16 protein-coding genes are annotated in these 15,763 nt (G+C 65.6%); 6 read left to right on the forward strand and 10 right to left on the reverse strand.

All coding sequences use genetic code 11. The features are described 5' to 3' along the window. The coding region (locus tag CVM52_RS09750) for a M23 family metallopeptidase (protein WP_100162321.1) at positions 1–805 on the forward strand (805 nt) is incomplete at its 5' end. Between the two features lie 47 nt (positions 806–852). Here the strand turns inward: CVM52_RS09750 and CVM52_RS09755 are convergent. From CVM52_RS09755 to CVM52_RS09770, 4 genes are read right to left on the reverse strand one after another with little or no spacing between them, the layout of a single operon-like run. Next, on the reverse strand, positions 853–1,650 hold the full coding sequence (locus CVM52_RS09755) for an ATP-binding protein (protein ID WP_100162357.1): 798 nt from the start codon (positions 1,648–1,650) through the stop codon (positions 853–855). A 41-nt stretch (positions 1,651–1,691) separates the two neighbouring features. Then, positions 1,692–2,582: a twin-arginine translocase subunit TatC gene (gene tatC / locus CVM52_RS09760; protein ID WP_100162322.1), complete on the reverse strand. Its 891-nt coding sequence runs from the start codon at positions 2,580–2,582 to the stop codon at positions 1,692–1,694. Continuing rightward, positions 2,579–3,064 carry a Sec-independent protein translocase protein TatB gene (gene tatB / locus CVM52_RS09765; RefSeq protein WP_100162323.1) on the reverse strand — a complete coding sequence of 162 codons (486 nt, stop codon included), beginning with the start codon at positions 3,062–3,064 and terminating at the stop codon, positions 2,579–2,581. The genes tatC and tatB overlap by 4 nt, the downstream gene beginning before the upstream one ends. 6 nt (positions 3,065–3,070) lie before the next feature. Beyond that, positions 3,071–3,286, reverse strand: coding sequence for a twin-arginine translocase TatA/TatE family subunit (locus CVM52_RS09770; RefSeq protein ID WP_100162324.1), 216 nt, complete (start codon positions 3,284–3,286; stop codon positions 3,071–3,073). A gap of 217 nt (positions 3,287–3,503) precedes the next feature. Between CVM52_RS09770 and CVM52_RS09775 the strand changes: the two genes are divergently transcribed. Beyond that, positions 3,504–4,169 (forward strand): helix-turn-helix transcriptional regulator, encoded by a 666-nt coding sequence (locus CVM52_RS09775; RefSeq protein ID WP_100162325.1) that lies wholly within the window; start codon positions 3,504–3,506, stop codon positions 4,167–4,169. Between the two features lie 47 nt (positions 4,170–4,216). Here CVM52_RS09775 and CVM52_RS09780 read toward each other — a convergent pair whose 3' ends face one another. From CVM52_RS09780 to CVM52_RS09790, 3 genes are all read right to left on the reverse strand, one after another. Beyond that, on the reverse strand, positions 4,217–5,317 hold the full coding sequence (locus CVM52_RS09780; protein WP_240620925.1) for an ABC transporter ATP-binding protein: 1,101 nt from the start codon (positions 5,315–5,317) through the stop codon (positions 4,217–4,219). 81 nt (positions 5,318–5,398) lie between these two features. Beyond that, positions 5,399–6,520 (reverse strand): YhaZ family DNA alkylation repair protein, encoded by a 1,122-nt coding sequence (locus CVM52_RS09785; protein WP_100162326.1) that lies wholly within the window; start codon positions 6,518–6,520, stop codon positions 5,399–5,401. A gap of 1 nt (position 6,521) precedes the next feature. Then, positions 6,522–7,301: an SDR family oxidoreductase gene (locus CVM52_RS09790; RefSeq protein ID WP_100162359.1), complete on the reverse strand. Its 780-nt coding sequence runs from the start codon at positions 7,299–7,301 to the stop codon at positions 6,522–6,524. Between the two features lie 136 nt (positions 7,302–7,437). Here CVM52_RS09790 and CVM52_RS09795 point away from each other — a divergent pair, with 136 nt between their 5' ends. Beyond that, positions 7,438–8,475 carry a Hint domain-containing protein gene (locus CVM52_RS09795; RefSeq protein ID WP_100162327.1) on the forward strand — a complete coding sequence of 346 codons (1,038 nt, stop codon included), beginning with the start codon at positions 7,438–7,440 and terminating at the stop codon, positions 8,473–8,475. A gap of 63 nt (positions 8,476–8,538) precedes the next feature. Here CVM52_RS09795 and CVM52_RS09800 read toward each other — a convergent pair whose 3' ends face one another. Beyond that, positions 8,539–8,907: a nuclear transport factor 2 family protein gene (locus tag CVM52_RS09800; RefSeq protein ID WP_100162328.1), complete on the reverse strand. Its 369-nt coding sequence runs from the start codon at positions 8,905–8,907 to the stop codon at positions 8,539–8,541. A 153-nt stretch (positions 8,908–9,060) separates the two neighbouring features. On the opposite strand from CVM52_RS09800, the gene CVM52_RS09805 reads away from it, so the two are divergent. The 3 genes from CVM52_RS09805 (at position 9,061) to CVM52_RS09815 (ending at position 13,210) form a co-directional block, all read left to right on the forward strand. After that, complete coding sequence (locus tag CVM52_RS09805) at positions 9,061–10,668, forward strand: peptide chain release factor 3 (protein ID WP_100162329.1); 1,608 nt, start codon at positions 9,061–9,063, stop codon at positions 10,666–10,668. After that, positions 10,668–11,615: a glycosyltransferase family 2 protein gene (locus CVM52_RS09810; RefSeq protein ID WP_100162330.1), complete on the forward strand. Its 948-nt coding sequence runs from the start codon at positions 10,668–10,670 to the stop codon at positions 11,613–11,615. The genes CVM52_RS09805 and CVM52_RS09810 overlap by 1 nt, the downstream gene beginning before the upstream one ends. Positions 11,616–11,782: 167 nt before the next feature. Further along, the gene (locus tag CVM52_RS09815) at positions 11,783–13,210 is read left to right on the forward strand and encodes a DEAD/DEAH box helicase (protein ID WP_100162331.1); all 1,428 of its coding nucleotides are present in this window, start codon (positions 11,783–11,785) and stop codon (positions 13,208–13,210) included. A gap of 104 nt (positions 13,211–13,314) precedes the next feature. On the opposite strand, the gene CVM52_RS09820 is transcribed toward CVM52_RS09815, so the two are convergent. Together CVM52_RS09820 and CVM52_RS09825 are read right to left on the reverse strand one after the other, a co-directional pair. Next, the gene (locus CVM52_RS09820) at positions 13,315–14,982 is read right to left on the reverse strand and encodes a ribonuclease J (RefSeq protein WP_100162332.1); all 1,668 of its coding nucleotides are present in this window, start codon (positions 14,980–14,982) and stop codon (positions 13,315–13,317) included. Positions 14,983–14,986: 4 nt separating this feature from the next. Next, positions 14,987–15,760 (reverse strand): type III pantothenate kinase, encoded by a 774-nt coding sequence (locus CVM52_RS09825; RefSeq protein WP_100162333.1) that lies wholly within the window; start codon positions 15,758–15,760, stop codon positions 14,987–14,989. Positions 15,761–15,763: the final 3 nt, after the last annotated feature.

Here is a 15,763-nt window from a genome sequence, read left to right on the forward strand (position 1 = left end):
CCTGGCCGGCAGCGCCATCGACGCCGCGCCGGACACCACGCCGGTGCAAACCACCGAACTGGCCCCTGCCGGCCAGGCCCCTGCCGCCCAGGCCGCTCCAACCGCGGCGCCCGAACCGGTGCGCCACCAGGTGACCCGCGGCGAAACCGCCTATACCGTCGCCCGGCTGTACCAGGTTTCGGTCAAGGACCTGGCCGAATGGAACGGGCTGGGCCCCGATTTCGCCATTCGCGAAGGCCAGTACCTGCTGATCCCGCTGACCGGCACTCCGGCTCCCAACCGGGTGGCCGAACTGCCGCGCCGCTCTGCCGCGGTGACCGAACCGGGCGAAGGCAGCCCGACACCGACACCCCCCAGCGCGGCAACGCCGCTGCCGGCGGAACAGGTCGCCCCGCGCGGCGCCGCCGAGGCGCCCCAGGTCAAGCTGGATCCGCCCACCCAGGACCCGTCCGCAGGCGCCGCCATGGCCTTCCCGGTGACCGGCAAGATCATCCGCACCTATTCCAAGGGCCGCAACGAGGGCATCGACATCTCGGCCCCGGCCGGCACCCCAGTGACCGCCGCCGCCGATGGCAGCGTCGCTGCCATCACCTCCAGCGCCGACAAGGTGCCGATCGTGGTGGTGCGCCATGCCGACGGGCTGCTGACGGTCTATGCCAATGTCGACAATATCCGGGTCAAGAAGGGCGACAGCATCAGCCGTGGCCAGACCATCGCCGAACTGCGCCAGGGCGACAATGCTTACGTCCATTTCGAAGTGCGCAACGGCTTCGACAGCGTCGACCCGATGCCCTACCTGGAATAGCCGAACGCTCGCCGCCCCGGACCTTGCTCTGGGGTGGCGATGCCGCGTTATCCGACCTTCACGCCCTTGCGCCCGGCCAGATCGGTGAAGAACTGCCAGGCCACACGGCCCGAGCGGGCGCCGCGCGTGGCCTGCCACTCGATCGCCTCGGCGCGCAGCTCGTCCTCCGCGACGGTGACACCATAGGCGTCGCAATAGCGGGCGATCATCGCGAGGTATTCGTCCTGCGAACAGGGGTGGAAGCCCAGCCACAGCCCGAACCGGTCGGACAGCGACACTTTTTCCTCCACCGCCTCGGAAGGGCTGATCGCGGTCGAGCGTTCGTTCTCGATCATGTCGCGCGGCATCAGGTGCCGCCGGTTCGAGGTGGCGTAAAGCACCACATTGGGTGGCCGCCCCTCGATCCCGCCATCCAGCACCGCCTTCAGCGACTTGTAATGCTGGTCATCATGGGAAAACGACAGGTCGTCGCAGAACAGCACAAAGCGGCTGGAGGTGGCCCGCAGCTGGCCCAGCAGCCGCCCCACCGACGGCAGGTCCTCGCGTTGCAGCTCGATCAGCTTCAGCTCTGGATGTTCTGCATTCACCTCGGCATGGATCGCCTTGACCAGGCTGGATTTTCCCATTCCGCGCGCACCCCATAACAGGGCGTTGTTGGCGGCATATCCGGCGGCGAAGCGACGGGTGTTGTCCAGCAGCGTGTCGCGCGATCGGTCGATGCCGACCAGCAGATCCAGCCCGATCCGGTTCACCGCCGGCACCGGCTCCAGCCGGTCGGGATCGACATGCCAGACAAAGGCCGGCGCCGCCGCGAAATCCGGCGCCGGCAGCGGCGCCGGCGCCATCCGCTCCAGCGCGGCGGCGATGCGTTCCAGCGGATCGGCACTCACTTGCCGTCTTCCTCGTCATAGCCCTCGGCGGCGGCGACGTCGTCCAGTTCCTCGTCGTCGTAGTAACCCTCGGCGCGCAGCTTGGCCTCGCGCTTGGTCTCGACCCGGCGCACCAGGAGGATGGAAATCTCGTACAGCCCGTAGACCACCACGAACAGGATCACCTGGGTGATCACGTCAGGCGGCGTCACCAGGGCTGACAGCACCAGGATCGCCACCACCGCGTATTTGCGCACCGAGCCCAGCCCCGCCGCGCTGACCAGCCCGGCCTTGCCCATCAGGGTCAGCAGCACCGGCAGCTGGAAACACAACCCGAAGGCGACCACGAACTTGATCGTCAGGCTCAGATATTCCTGCGCCGAACCCTGGAAGGCGATGCCGGCGACGCCGCTGCTGTCGGCGGCCTCGTCATTCAGCACGCTGCCGGCCTGCTGGAACCCCAGGAAGAAATCGAAGGCCAGCGGGGTGACGACGTAATAGGCAAAGCTGGCGCCCAGGAAGAACATGAAGGGCGAGGCCAGCATGAAGGGCAGAAACGCGTTTTTCTCGGACCGGTACAGGCCCGGCGCCACGAAGCGCCACATCTGGAAGCTGATATAGGGAAAGGCCAGCACCAGCCCGCCCAGCAGCGAGATCGACACCGCCACAAAGAACCCTTCCTGCAGCTTGATCAGGATCAGCCCGCAATCGGCATGGCCGCGCTGGGCCATGGCATCGCACAGCGGATGGGTCAGAAAGTTGAAGATCGGGTTCCAGACGGTGAAACAGATCACCATGCCGACGATGAAGGCCAGCACCGAATGGATCAGCCGGGTGCGCAGCTCGGCCAGGTGTTCGATCAGCGGCGCCGCTGAATCGTCGATGTCGTCATCCATGGCGTGGCTCATACGCTGTCCCCGGCCTCGCGTTTCGCCGCGGGCGTCTCGGCCTTCAGCGCCGCCTCCGCCTCTTCGGCCTTGGCCAGCGCCTCGGCGGCCTCGCGGGCCTTGCGTTCGGCGGCGGCGCGCGCGGTGGCGGCCTGAATCTTCTTGGCGCTTTCGGCACGCTCGGCCGCCAGCTTGCCGGTTTCGCTGTCGGGGGTGTATTTGGTGGGGTCCAGCCCCTTGGTCATGTCGCGCGTGGCGCTTTTCACGCCATCCAGCGCCGACGAGACCGGGTTGGTCGCGGCCTTCAGCCCCTTGGCCACATCCTTGACGCCGGATTCATCCGCCGCGTCGTTCATGGCCCGGCTGAACTCGCGCGCCATGCCGCGCGCCTTGCCGACCCAGATGCCGACATTGCGGAACAGCACCGGCAAGTCCTTCGGACCCACCACGATCAGCGCCACGATCCCGATGAGCAAAAGCTCGGTCCAGCCCAGGTCGAACATCTTGAGTTACGCCTTGTCCTTCTCGGCCTCGGGCGTGACGTCCTTGGCCGCGGTTGCGGCGTCGTCTTCCAGCTCCTTGGTGCCGTCGCTGACACCTTTCTTGAAGGCGGTGATGCCCTTGCCGACTTCGCCCATCAGCGAGCTGATCTTGCCGCGCCCGAAAAGCACCAGCACCACAACCGCGATCAGCAGCAGGCCGGGAAGGCCAATATTGTTCAGCATTGTTCCTCTCCTCATCTCGTGAGCGGCCGGCGGCGCCAGTGCCGGCCCGGTTACGGCATCCGTTTTAGCCACCGCGTTCCGGGGGCAAAAGCCGGAAGCGCCCCGATCGGCATCGTTTTCGCGCGGGTTTGAAGCGCGCTGCCGGGAAATGCGTTCAACTGACAGGTTTTTGTCAGTTTCTCTGGTCATTGGGCCCGCCACGGGTCAGAATGGCGCCATGGCCCGCTCTAACCGCCTGCTTCGCTTGCTCGCCCTGTTGCAGGATGGCGCGCTGCACCGCGCCGCCGATCTGGCGCGCGCGCTCGACGTGTCAGCGCGCACCATCTATCGCGACATGGAGGCGCTGGCCGCCGCAGGCCTGCCCGTCGCCGGCACCCGCGGCACCGGCTATCGCCTGGCCGAGCTGACCACGCTGCCGCCGCTGCGCCTGAGCCCGGCCGAACTGGAAGCACTCAGCCTCGGCATCGCCATCGTGCAGGAATCGGCCGATCCCGATCTTGCCGGTGCCGCCGCCGCGCTGGCGCAAAAGGTCGACGCCGCGCTGCCAGCCGAAACGCTGCCCCCCTCGGAGAACTGGTTGTTCGCCTTTGCCGCCGGGGCCAGCGCCGCGCGCGGCTTTTCCCTGATGGCACCGATCCGCAGCGCCATCCGCGGCCGCCAGAAGCTGCGGCTGACCGGCCAGGACAGCACCGGGACTCCCGGCAGCCAAACGGTGCGCCCGCTGCGGCTGGACCATCGCGGCCGCGCCTGGGTGCTGACCGCCTGGAGCGAGACCCATGGCGCGTTCCGCCTGTTCCGCCTCGATCTGGTCGAAGCGGCGGCGCCGCTGCCGGAACTATTTGTGGACGAACCGGGCAAGACCCTGGCCGATTATCGCCCCTGACCGTCTGTTCCATGCAGATACGCGCTGGACATGGCGCGCAGGGCCAGTCAGCCCGCCTGCGCCGGGAACACGAAACAGCGGTCGCGCCGCACCGTCAGCCACATCGCCTTGCCCGCCTTGGGCAGGAACACCCCGGGCACCGTCGCCTTCAGCACGCCACCGTCAAAATCCATCCTGAACTCGACCAGCGATTCCTGCCCCAGAAAGCGCGCCCGTTCGACCACGCCGCGCGCCGCCACCCCGTCCGAAGGCGTCGGCAGCGGACCACTGCCACCGCGGTCGAAATCGATCCGCACATGCTGGGGCCGGAACACGATATCCACTTCGGTGTGATCGGCGATGCCGGGGGCCAGGAACTGGCCAAAAGCGGTTTCGGCCAGGGCGCCGTCAACCCGCGCCTTCAGCACGTTGACATCGGAAAAGAACGACACCGCCGCGCGGTCGGCGGGGCGGGTATAGACGTTATAGGGCGCGCCTTGCTGCACGATCCGGCCGCGCCGCATCAACGCGATCTCATCGGCCATGCGCATCGCCTCTTCCGGCTCGTGCGTGACCAGCAGCACCGCGGTATTCTCGTCCTTTAGCAGGCGCAGGGTCTCGTCGCGGATGCCGTCGCGCAACCGGTTGTCGAGGCCGGAAAACGGCTCGTCCATCAGCATGATCGCCGGTTCCGGCGCCAGGGCGCGGGCCAGCGCCACGCGCTGCTGTTCGCCGCCCGACAACTCGTGCGGGAAGGCATCGATATGGCGCAGCAGGTCGACCTTGCGCAGCAGCTCCTCGGCGCGGGCGCGTTTCTGCTCGCGGCTGCCCTTCAGGCCAAAGCCGACATTGTCGGCGACGCTGAGATGCGGGAACAGGGCGAAATCCTGGAACATCAGCCCGATGCCGCGCCGTTCCGGCGGCACCCGGAACACGGTGTCGCAGACCAGCTTGCCATCGACCCAGATCTCGCCGGAATCCTGCATCTCGACCCCGGCGATGATGCGCAGCGTCGTCGACTTGCCGCAGCCCGACGGCCCCAGCAGGCAGGTCACCTGGCCAGGCAGGATGCTGAGCGACACGTCATCCACCACCCGCCGGCCATCATAGCTGCGGGTCAGGTTGCGGATCTCCAGCCGCGGCGTGTCGGACGGGGCGTAATCTTTCACCGGAACCCTCTTCACCCATCCCGATCAATTTTCTCGGGATAAGACCGGGATAGCAATCCGGCCCGCGCTGTACAAGCGGCGCTAGGCTTGCAGATCGAACGCCGCTTCCGCGCAGAGCCGGCCATTTACCTGCAGCTCGATCCGGTGCTGGCCCGGATGCAGGGTGAAGGTGCTGGCATTGCCGCGCAGCGGGTGGCGCTTGCGCAGCACCAGCGACCTGCCCTGTTCAATCTTTGCCTGCTTCAGCTTGAACACCTTGCGCCTTTCGCGCCCGTCCGGCCGGGCAAAGCGGATGATGTAATCGACCAGCACCGGTTGTTGCTGCGCGGCGGCCAGCGTCACCTCGAATTCAAGCGCCGCACCGATGCGCGGTGCGGGGGTCAGCAGGGCCAGGGCGCAGGTGATCTCGGCTCCGGCGTCATAGCCCAGCATCGCCAGGGCGCGGGGATGGCCCTGTTTCACCAGCCCGCGCAGCGCGTGGGCGGTCATCCAGTCCAGCTCCCGCGCCGCCTGCCGCCCGGTTGCGCGCCACTGCTCCAGCCGGTCCATCACCAGCTCCGGGTCATGCCGCGTCAGATCGTTCAGGTGGTTGGCGACCGAGCGGGTGACATAGCGCGTCGGGTCGGCGTGCAATTGCTCCAGCAATGGCAGCGGTGCCGCCACCGGCAGGCCGATCCCCTGCCCCCAGGGCAGACGCGGGCGGGTGCCTTCGCTGACCAGGCGGCGGACATGGTAATTGTCATGCCGCGCCCAGCTGTCCATCCGCGCCAGCACCCGGTCGGGCCAGCGGTTGAGGAACGGGCGGATCGCCCATTCCATCGAAAATCTCTGGGTGATCGCTTCCAGCAGGTCGAGCCCGAGGTCGGGATGCTCCTCCAGCCCGCGGTCCACCACCAGCTCGCCCAGCGGCGCATAGATGAAATCGCCGAAATCGTCATCTTTCAGGGTCGGGTCCAGCGGCGCGGGCAAGGCGGCGCGCAGCACCGGGGCGATCGCCGGCAACGGACCGGCAAGCGCGTCGCCCAGGCAGGTGGCGATCCAGGCGATGCGCTGTTTCAGTTCCAGGTCGGGCAGCCGGTCCATCACCCGCGCTTCGAACCCGGCGGCATCGAATCCGGCATCGGCACGGGCAAAACGGTCCGCCAGATGGCGGACCTTGGCGGCATTGAACAGCTGATCCTTCAGTGAAAAGCCGGCCGCCATGTCACATGGTCAGGTTGGTCGCGCCACCATCCACCAGCAGGTTCTGGCCGACGATAAAGCCCGCATGCTGCGAACAGAGAAAGGCGCAGGCGGCGCCGAATTCCTGCCGGGTGCCATAACGGCGCGCCGGGATCGTCGCGATGCGCTGCGCGCGCACCTCGTCCAGCGACAGGTTCTGCGCCTTGCTGGCCCCCGAATCCAGGGCATTGGCGCGGTCGGTGGCGTGAATGCCGGGCAGCAGGTTGTTGATGTTCACGCCATGCTGCGCGACCTGCCGGGCGGTACCGGCGACATAGCCGGTCAGCCCGGTCCGGGCCGAGTTCGACAGCCCCAACACCCCGATCGGGGCGCGCACCGCCTGGCTGGTGATGTTCACCACCCGGCCCCAGCCGCTTTCGATCATGGCCGGCATCAGCGCCTTCATCAATGTGATCGGCGTCAACATGTTGGCATCGATTGCCTTGAGGAAATCCTCGCGCTCCCAATCGCTCCACATGCCCGGCGGCGGCCCGCCGGCATTGGTGACAAGAATGTCCACCCCCTGCGCCGCCGCGATCACCTCGGCCTGGCCCTCGGGCGTGGTCACATCCGTCGCGACAGTGGTGACGGTGACGCCATATGCGCCGCGAATATCTTCCGCCGCGGCCTCCAGCGCCTCGCCGCCGCGGGCATTCATGATCAGGTTGACGCCGGCCTCGGCCAGCGCCTCGGCACAGCCCAGTCCCAACCCCTTGCTGCTGGCGCAGACCAAAGCACGTTTACCCGAAATTCCCAGATCCATGATCGACTCCTGCCTGATTTTGCGCAGGATTATCGCCGGGCCTGCGATAATGCCAGCATTTGTCCGGAAAAACTCCCGATCTCCGCCACATTTGCCGCACATGCTGGCCTGTGAACAGCGGGAGAGGTCTGTTACGATGTTATCCTCTGCAAACGTGGCGATCCCGGTGAACGCGTCCAGTCCGGTTCAGAACCTGCTTGTCTATCACGCCGCCGATTTCCGCGTTGGCGAAGGCGCGCATTTGGGCGATCCGATTTCGGTGATGGACGATATCGTGCCCGGCGACAGCTATGCGCTGGAGGACGGCGCCCGACGCAAGCGGCTGGCGCTGCGGACCCCGCCAGAAGGCGGGCTGACCATTGCCGAGGACAGCGAGGTCGGCCGCCCCGGCGCGGCGCTGCACATCGACTGCGCGGTGCTGCTGATGTCGCCCGATGGCGGCACGACCGAGGCGCTGGTGCTGGTCGAGGTCGACGCCGACAGCGCCATCGTCGCGATCTTCCTGTTGCCGCTGGGCCGCCTGCGCCAGCGCGCCGGATACCAGGTGGTCAGCCTGGACCGTTCCGGCGCACGACAGAAATTTGCCCACATGGCCTGTGTTTCGTTCACGCGTGGCACCCATATCACCCTGGCCACCGGCGAACAGGTCAAGATCGAGGATCTGAAAATCGGCGACCGGGTGCTGACCCGCGACGATGGTCCGCAGATGGTGCGCTGGATCGGTCAGCATACCGTGCGCGCCGAGGGCGCGCTTGCCCCCATCGTGATCACCGCCGGAACGCTGAACAATACCAACGACTTGGTGATCAGCCCCGATCACCGCCTGTTCGTCTATCAGCGCAGCGACGAGATCGGCGCCGGCCGCCCCGAACTGCTGGTCAAGGCGCGGCACCTGGTCAATGGCGACACTGTCCATGTGCAGGATGGCGGCTTTGTCGATTATTTCCAGCTGCTCTTCGACCGCCACCACATCATCTATGCCGAGGGCATCGCGGCGGAATCGATGCTGGTGGATCCACGCACGCGCCCGGCACTGCCGGCGGACCTGCTGGAAAAGCTGGCGGCGATCCTGCCGCAACATGCCGACCGCGGGTTGCAGGGGCTGGATGTGCAGAAGGCGCTGCTGGACCGGCCCGATGCCATCGACCTGCTGCGCCGCGCCTCGATGCAATAGCGCCCCGGCATCGCCTCCCCCTGGCAGGGGGAGGTTTTGCGAGCGGCGCGCGCCCTTTCGCGCCTATGTTGCGTAAAAGAACTCTTCGCGCACGATCTTGCCATCGGCGACGTGATAGACCGCAACCTCTTTCATGTCGAAGCTCTTGCCGGTGGCCTTCTCCTTGCCCTGCATCTCGAAGATCACCGCAAACCGGTCGTCCCCGTGCAGCATCGGGTCACTGATCGTGCCGCCGGTCACCTCCATATTGCTTTCCCACCACTCGTGTTTGCCCCGGATGGCATCCACCCCGGTCGTCTCGCGCCCCGACCCGTCCATATCCTGCGCTTCGACCGACACCGCGTCCTTGGCATAGAGCTTGGGCAGGTTTTCCTTGGCACGGTTCTCGCGGCAGCCGGCCACCAATTCTCCGGCAATGTCTTTCAAGGTCATGGGACAATCCTCCACAGCATTTGTTCTATATTTGTTCTTATAGCCAATCTTAACGATTCGTTAAAGTCCGCATCGCGGTTCATCGCCGCTCTGGACAGTGTGACCGCTTGCGATTTTCTTGCGCTTGACTGAAACCTTACCTATACGCGCGCCATGCTCGACAACCCGACAAACCGCCCCGATCTGCCGCCCGAAATTGCGCGGCGCCGGACCTTTGCCATCATCTCGCATCCGGATGCGGGCAAGACCACGCTGACCGAAAAATTCCTGCTTTATGGCGGCGCCATCCAGATGGCCGGACAGGTCCGCGCCAAGGGCGAGGCACGGCGCACGCGGTCGGACTTCATGCAGATGGAGAAGGATCGCGGCATCTCGGTCTCGGCCTCGGCGATGTCGTTCGACTACAACGGCTTCCGCTTCAATCTTGTCGACACGCCCGGCCACTCGGACTTTTCCGAAGACACCTATCGCACGCTGACCGCGGTGGATGCCGCGATCATGGTGATCGACGGCGCCAAGGGGGTGGAAAGCCAGACTCAGAAACTGTTCGAGGTCTGCCGGCTGCGCGACCTGCCGATCCTTACCTTCTGCAACAAGATGGACCGGGAAAGCCGCGATACCTTTGAGATTATCGACGAGATCCAGGAGATGCTGGCGATCGACGTGACACCGGCCTCCTGGCCGATCGGCACCGGGCGCGATTTCATCGGCTGCTATGACATCCTGCGCGACCGGCTGGAACTCATGGACCGCGCCGACCGCAACAAGGTCGCACAAAGCATTGAGATCAAAGGACTGGACGATCCGAATCTGGCCCAGCACGTGCCCGCCCAGCTGCTGGAAAAGCTGGTCGAAGATCTGGAAATGGTACGCGAGCTGCTGCCAGCGCTGGACCGCAAGGCAATGCAGGACGGCACGCTGACGCCGATCTGGTTCGGCTCGGCGATCAATTCCTTCGGGGTCAAGGAACTGATGGAAGGCATCGCCGGATACGGGCCCGAGCCGCAGATCCAATCGGCCGAACCCAGAGAGATTCTTCCTGAAGAACCAAAGGTTTCTGGCTTCGTCTTCAAAGTTCAGGCGAATATGGACCCCAAGCATCGCGACCGGGTCGCCTTTGTCCGCATGGCCTCGGGCCATTTCAAGCGCGGCATGAAGCTGACCCATGTACGGTCGAAAAAGCCGATGACTATTTCCGCCCCGGTGCTGTTCCTCGCTTCGGACCGGGAACTGGCCGAAGAGGCCTGGGCCGGTGACATCATCGGCATCCCCAATCACGGACAACTGCGCATTGGCGACACCCTGACCGAGGGCGAGGCATTGCGCGTCACCGGCATCCCCTCGTTTGCGCCGGAACTGCTGCAAGGCGTGCGCGCCGGCGATCCGATGAAAGCCAAGCACCTGGAAAAGGCGCTGATGCAGTTTGCCGAGGAAGGCGCCGCCAAGGTGTTCAAGCCCTCGATCGGCTCGGGTTTTGTCGTCGGTGTGGTCGGGGCGCTGCAATTCGAGGTGCTGGCCAGCCGGATCGAGCTGGAATACGGCCTGCCGGTGCGCTTCGAAAGCTCGCAATTCACCTCGGCCCGCTGGGTCAGTGGCGACAAGCAGGCGGTGGACAAGTTCACCAATGCCAACAAGCAGCATATCGCTCATGATCACGACGGCGACATCGTCTACCTGACCCGGCTGCAATGGGATATCGACCGGGTGGTGCGTGATTATCCCGAGGTAAAGCTGAGCGCGACCAAGGAGATGATGGTGTAATGACGACCTGGGGCCTCGTCGCCACGATCAAGGCCGACGCCCCAGCGATCCTCGATTTCGCCGCGCATCACCTCGATCTGGGCGCGCATCGGCTGCACCTGTTCCTCGACGCGCCCTGCCCCGACGCCTACCCGCTGCTGAAAGCGCATCCCAAGATCCGCGTCACCTTGTGCGATGACGCCTATTGGCGAAAGGCGACCGGGCGGCGGCCGGAAAAACACCAGGTGCGCCAGGGCGTGAATGCCACCCGCACCTATCAGCGCCGCGCCGAAGTCGATTGGCTGGCGCATATCGATGTCGACGAATTCCTCTGGCCCGACGGGCGGGTGGCCGATTTGCTGGCCGCCCTGCCACCCGAAGTGTCCACCGCTCGCCTGCGCCCGGCCGAGGCGCTGGCGCCGGAACCGCCCGGCCCGGTCACCCGTTTCAAGATCCTGCCGCTGGACCGGACCGCGCGGCGCGCGGCGACTATCGCGCTCTACCCCGATTATGCCGACCTTATCGATGACGGATTTATGAGCCATGTCGCTGGCAAGCTATTCCTGCGCACCGGCCTGCCCGATGTGTCGTTCCGCATCCACAATGTCTACAGCCAGCAGCAGATGAATCCCGGCCAGATCGAACTGGAGGCGATCCGGCTGCTGCATTTCCACGCCGCAAGCTGGCGGGACTGGCGCGCCAAGTTCGAATACCGCCATGCCAAGGGGGCCTATCGCGCCGACCTCGGGCGCCACGGGCCGACAGGGCTGACGCTGCACAAGGTGTTCGAGGTGCTCCGCGCCGAGGGCGGCGAGGCCGGGCTGCGCCGGTTCTTCGACCAGGTCTGCAGCGCGGATGGTGATCATTGTGCGGCACTGGAGCGCGCCGGATTGCTGCTGAGCGGCGATCTCGCCCTAGAGGAAAAACGGCGCAGGCATTTTCCCCGATGGCGGGAAAGCGTTGCCTGAAAACGGTGAAATCCAGACCGTAACCCCCACCTCCTTATTGAGGATTTGACCCCGTGACATGATTTTGTTATGGGCCGTCCAAGCCGGTGTAACAACCTTTGGGCCAGACGGGCCCGGCTGCCGATAGACGTGCGGGCCAGGCAAGTGTCCGCAAATTGCGGATACACATGACAAAATTCTCTGATCTGAACCTGAACCCCAAGGTATTGAAGGCCGTCGAAGAGGCCGGATACGAAACCCCCACCCCGATCCAGGCAGGCGCCATTCCCCCGGCGCTGGAGGGCCGCGACGTTCTGGGCATCGCCCAGACCGGCACCGGCAAGACCGCCAGTTTCACCCTGCCGATGATCACCGCGCTGGCGCGCGGCCGCGCCCGGGCACGGATGCCGCGTTCGCTGGTGCTGTGCCCGACCCGCGAACTGGCGGCGCAGGTGGCGGAAAACTTCGACATTTATGCCAAGAACGTAAAGCTGACCAAGGCGCTGCTGATCGGCGGCGTGTCCTTCAAGGAACAGGACATGCTGATCGACAAGGGGGTCGATGTCCTGATCGCCACGCCGGGCCGCCTGCTGGACCATTTCGAACGCGGCAAGCTGATCCTGTCCGACGTCAAGATCATGGTGGTGGACGAGGCCGACCGGATGCTCGACATGGGCTTTATCCCCGATATCGAGCGCATCTTCGGGCTGACCCCGTTCACCCGGCAGACGCTGTTCTTCTCGGCCACCATGGCGCCCGAGATCGAGCGCATCACCAACACCTTCCTGTCGGCGCCGGCACGGATCGAGGTGGCCCGCCAGGCCACCACGGGCGAGAACATCACCCAGGGCGTGGTGATGTTCAAAGGCTCGCGCAAGGACCGCGAGGCCAGCGAGAAACGCCGCCTGCTGCGCGCGCTGATCGATGCCGAGGGCGACAAGCTGACCAATGGCATCGTCTTCTGCAACCGCAAGACCGATGTGGATATCGTCGCCAAGTCGCTGAAGAAATACGACTATGACGCCGCGCCGATCCATGGCGATCTGGACCAGTCGCAGCGCACCCGCACGCTGGACGCCTTCCGCAATGGCGAATTGAAAATCCTCGTCGCCTCGGACGTGGCCGCGCGCGGGCTGGACGTGCCCTCGGTCAGCCATGTGTTCAACTTCGACGTGCCCTCGCATGCCGAGGATTACGTGCATCGCATCGGCCGCACCGGCCGGGCCGGGCGCGACGGCGCGGCGATGATGATCTGCGTCCCGCGCGACGAGAAGAACCTGGCCGATATCGAAAGGCTGGTGCAGAAAGAGATCCCGCGGATCGAGAACCCGCTGAAGGATACCGCGCCCAAGGCCGCCGAATCCGAGGACGAGGCCGCCCCGGCGCCGTCGCGTTCGCGCAGCCGCCGGTCGTCGCCGAAATCGGACGAGGTCAGCGTCAAGAAGGACGGCCCCAAGAGGGACGGCGACAAAAAAGAAAGCGACAAGCCCAGCCGCTCCAGCAACAGCAAGCCACCACGCGAACGGCGGGCCGATCGCGGCCCCGAGGTGGTTGGCATGGGCGATCACATGCCCAGCTTTATCGCGCTCAGCTTCGAAGACCGCCGCGCCAGCTGATCCTGTCGCCGCACGGCCCCCGACCCGAACCCAGAAATCGCCCCGGACACTGATCCGGGGCCTAAGTTCACTCCGCGCGGGCAAGGATGGGGAATATCCCCATCCTATGACAGGCGGCTGATCACCACCGTCACTTCCGGCTTCTTGCCGATTTCGCCCTGCGCGGTCTGGCGCACGATGCGGCGCAGCGCCTCTTCCAGCGAATCGTCGTCGCGCAGCGTTTTCGGGTTGGCGCGGCCCAGGAACTGCGACAGGTCGGCCTCCAGCACCTCGATCAGCGCCGCGCGCGAGCTGCCGGTTTCCGGCAGGCCCATGGTTTCGCACCAGGGATCGCCCAGCAGCTCGTCTTCCTCGTCCAGGATCAGCGTGACGATCACATGGCCGTTCAACGCCATGCGGATGCGGTCGCGCACCACCCCGTCCAGCGCACCGATCTGCACCGTGCCATCCAGATAGGTCCGGCCGGTTTCGATATATTCGGCCACTGCCGGCGCGTTGCCGGTCAGGTCCATCATCATGCCGTTAACCACCACCGCGCTTTGCATGCCGCCGGCCTCGGCCAGGCGGGCATGTTCGCGCAGGTGGCGATGTTCACCATGCATCGGGATCAGCATCTGCGGGCGCACGATGCCGTGCATCTGTTCCAGGTCCGGGCGGTTGGCGTGGCCCGAGACGTGATAGGCGCCGGCGCTGTCATCCACCACATCGACGCCCTTTTCACTCAGCGCGTTGATGATGCGGATCACGCCTTTTTCATTGCCCGGAATGGTCTTGGAGGAGAATAGGAACAGGTCGCCCTCTTTCAGCTCCAGCCCGTTATACTTGCCTCGCGCCAGCTGCGCGCTGGCGGCACGGCGTTCGCCCTGGCTGCCGGTGACCAGCAGCATCAGGTTGTCGCGCGGAATGTCCTGCGCATCTTCCGGGCTGATCACCGAAGGGAAATCGGTCAGCACCCCGGTTTCCGCCGCCGCCTCGACCATGCGCCGCATCGCCCGGCCCAGCAGGACGATGGAGCGCCCGGCGCGCTGCCCGGCCTCGGCCAGCGTCTTCAGCCGCGCCACGTTCGAGGCGAAGGTGGTCGCCACCACCATGCCGGTGGCCTCGGCCACCAGCGTTTCGATCGCCGGGCCGACCGACTGTTCCGAACGTCCCGGCAGCGGCGAGAACACGTTGGTGGAATCGCAGATCAGCGCCCGCACCCCGCCGGCCGAGACCTCGGCCCACAGCTCGGGATCGAAGGGCTCGCCGACCAGCGGCGTCTCGTCCAGCTTGAAGTCGCCGGTATGGATCAGCCGGCCGGCCGGCGTGTCGATCACCAGCGCGGCGCTTTCGGGAATCGAATGCGAGATCGGCAGGAAGCTGACCTTGAACGGGCCGGCGTCGACCTGCTCGGGCCAGGCCGAAACCGTGCGCACGCTGTCTTCGGGCAGGCCCAGCTCGGCCATTTTGCGACGGGCCAGATTGGCGGTGAAGGCACGGGCATAGACCGGCGCGCCAAGCGCCTCATGGGTATGAGCGACGCCGCCGATGTGATCTTCATGCGCATGGGTGACGAACACCGCTTCCAGCCGATCGGCCCGCTCTTTCAGCCAGGTGATGTCGGGCAGGATCAGGTCGACCCCCGGCGTGCTTTCCATATCCGGAAAGGCGACGCCCAGGTCGACCAGGATCAGACGTTCCTCGCCCGGGGCACCCCAGCCGTAGACATAGGCGTTCATGCCGATTTCGCCGGCACCCCCCAGGGGCAGATAGATCAGTCTTTCACCGCTCATATGGTCAGCCGTTTTCCTTGTTATATTGATAAATCACCGTCAGCCCGTGCATGGTGAGATCCTCTTCGAACCGGTCGAACAGATCCTCGGCCTGCTGAAACAGCGGCGCCAGACCGCCGGTGGCGATCACCAGCATGGCGCTGTCGCGTTCGCCCTTGATGCGGGCGCAGATTTCCTTGACCAGCCCGACATAGCCCCAGAACACGCCCGATTGCATACAGGCCACCGTATTGGTGCCCACCACGCGCTGCGGCTTGGCAATGTCCACATGCGGCAGCGCCGCCGCCGCCATGTGCAGCGCCTCGAGGCTGAGATTCACCCCCGGCGCGATCACCCCGCCGACATAGGCGCCATCCACCCCGACCACGTCGAATGTGGTGGCGGTGCCGAAATCGACCACGATCAGGTTGCCGCCATGCCGGTCATAGGCGCCTGCCGCGTTCACCAGCCGGTCGGGCCCCACCTGGGTGCCCTGATCGACTCGCGGCTGCTGCGGCAGCAGGCATTCCGGCCGCCCCACCACCAGCGGGCGGCAGTTGAAGAACCGGTCGGCGAAGACCCGCAGGTTGAACACCACACGCGGCACCGTGGACGAGATGATCACATCGGTAATGTTGGCCTCGATCCCGTAATGTTTCACCAGCGTCGAGAACCAGGTGAAATAGGCATCCGCCGTGCGCGCGTGATGGGTCGAGGTGCGCAGCGTACAGAGAAAGCGCGTGCCGTCCCAGATCGAAAAGACGGTATTGGTATTGCCGCAATCAATAGCCAGCAGCATGTG

Origin of the sequence: Pseudooceanicola lipolyticus (assembly GCF_002786325.1) — a bacterium.
In the GTDB taxonomy this organism is placed as follows: Bacteria; Pseudomonadota; Alphaproteobacteria; order Rhodobacterales; family Rhodobacteraceae; genus Pseudooceanicola_C; species Pseudooceanicola_C lipolyticus.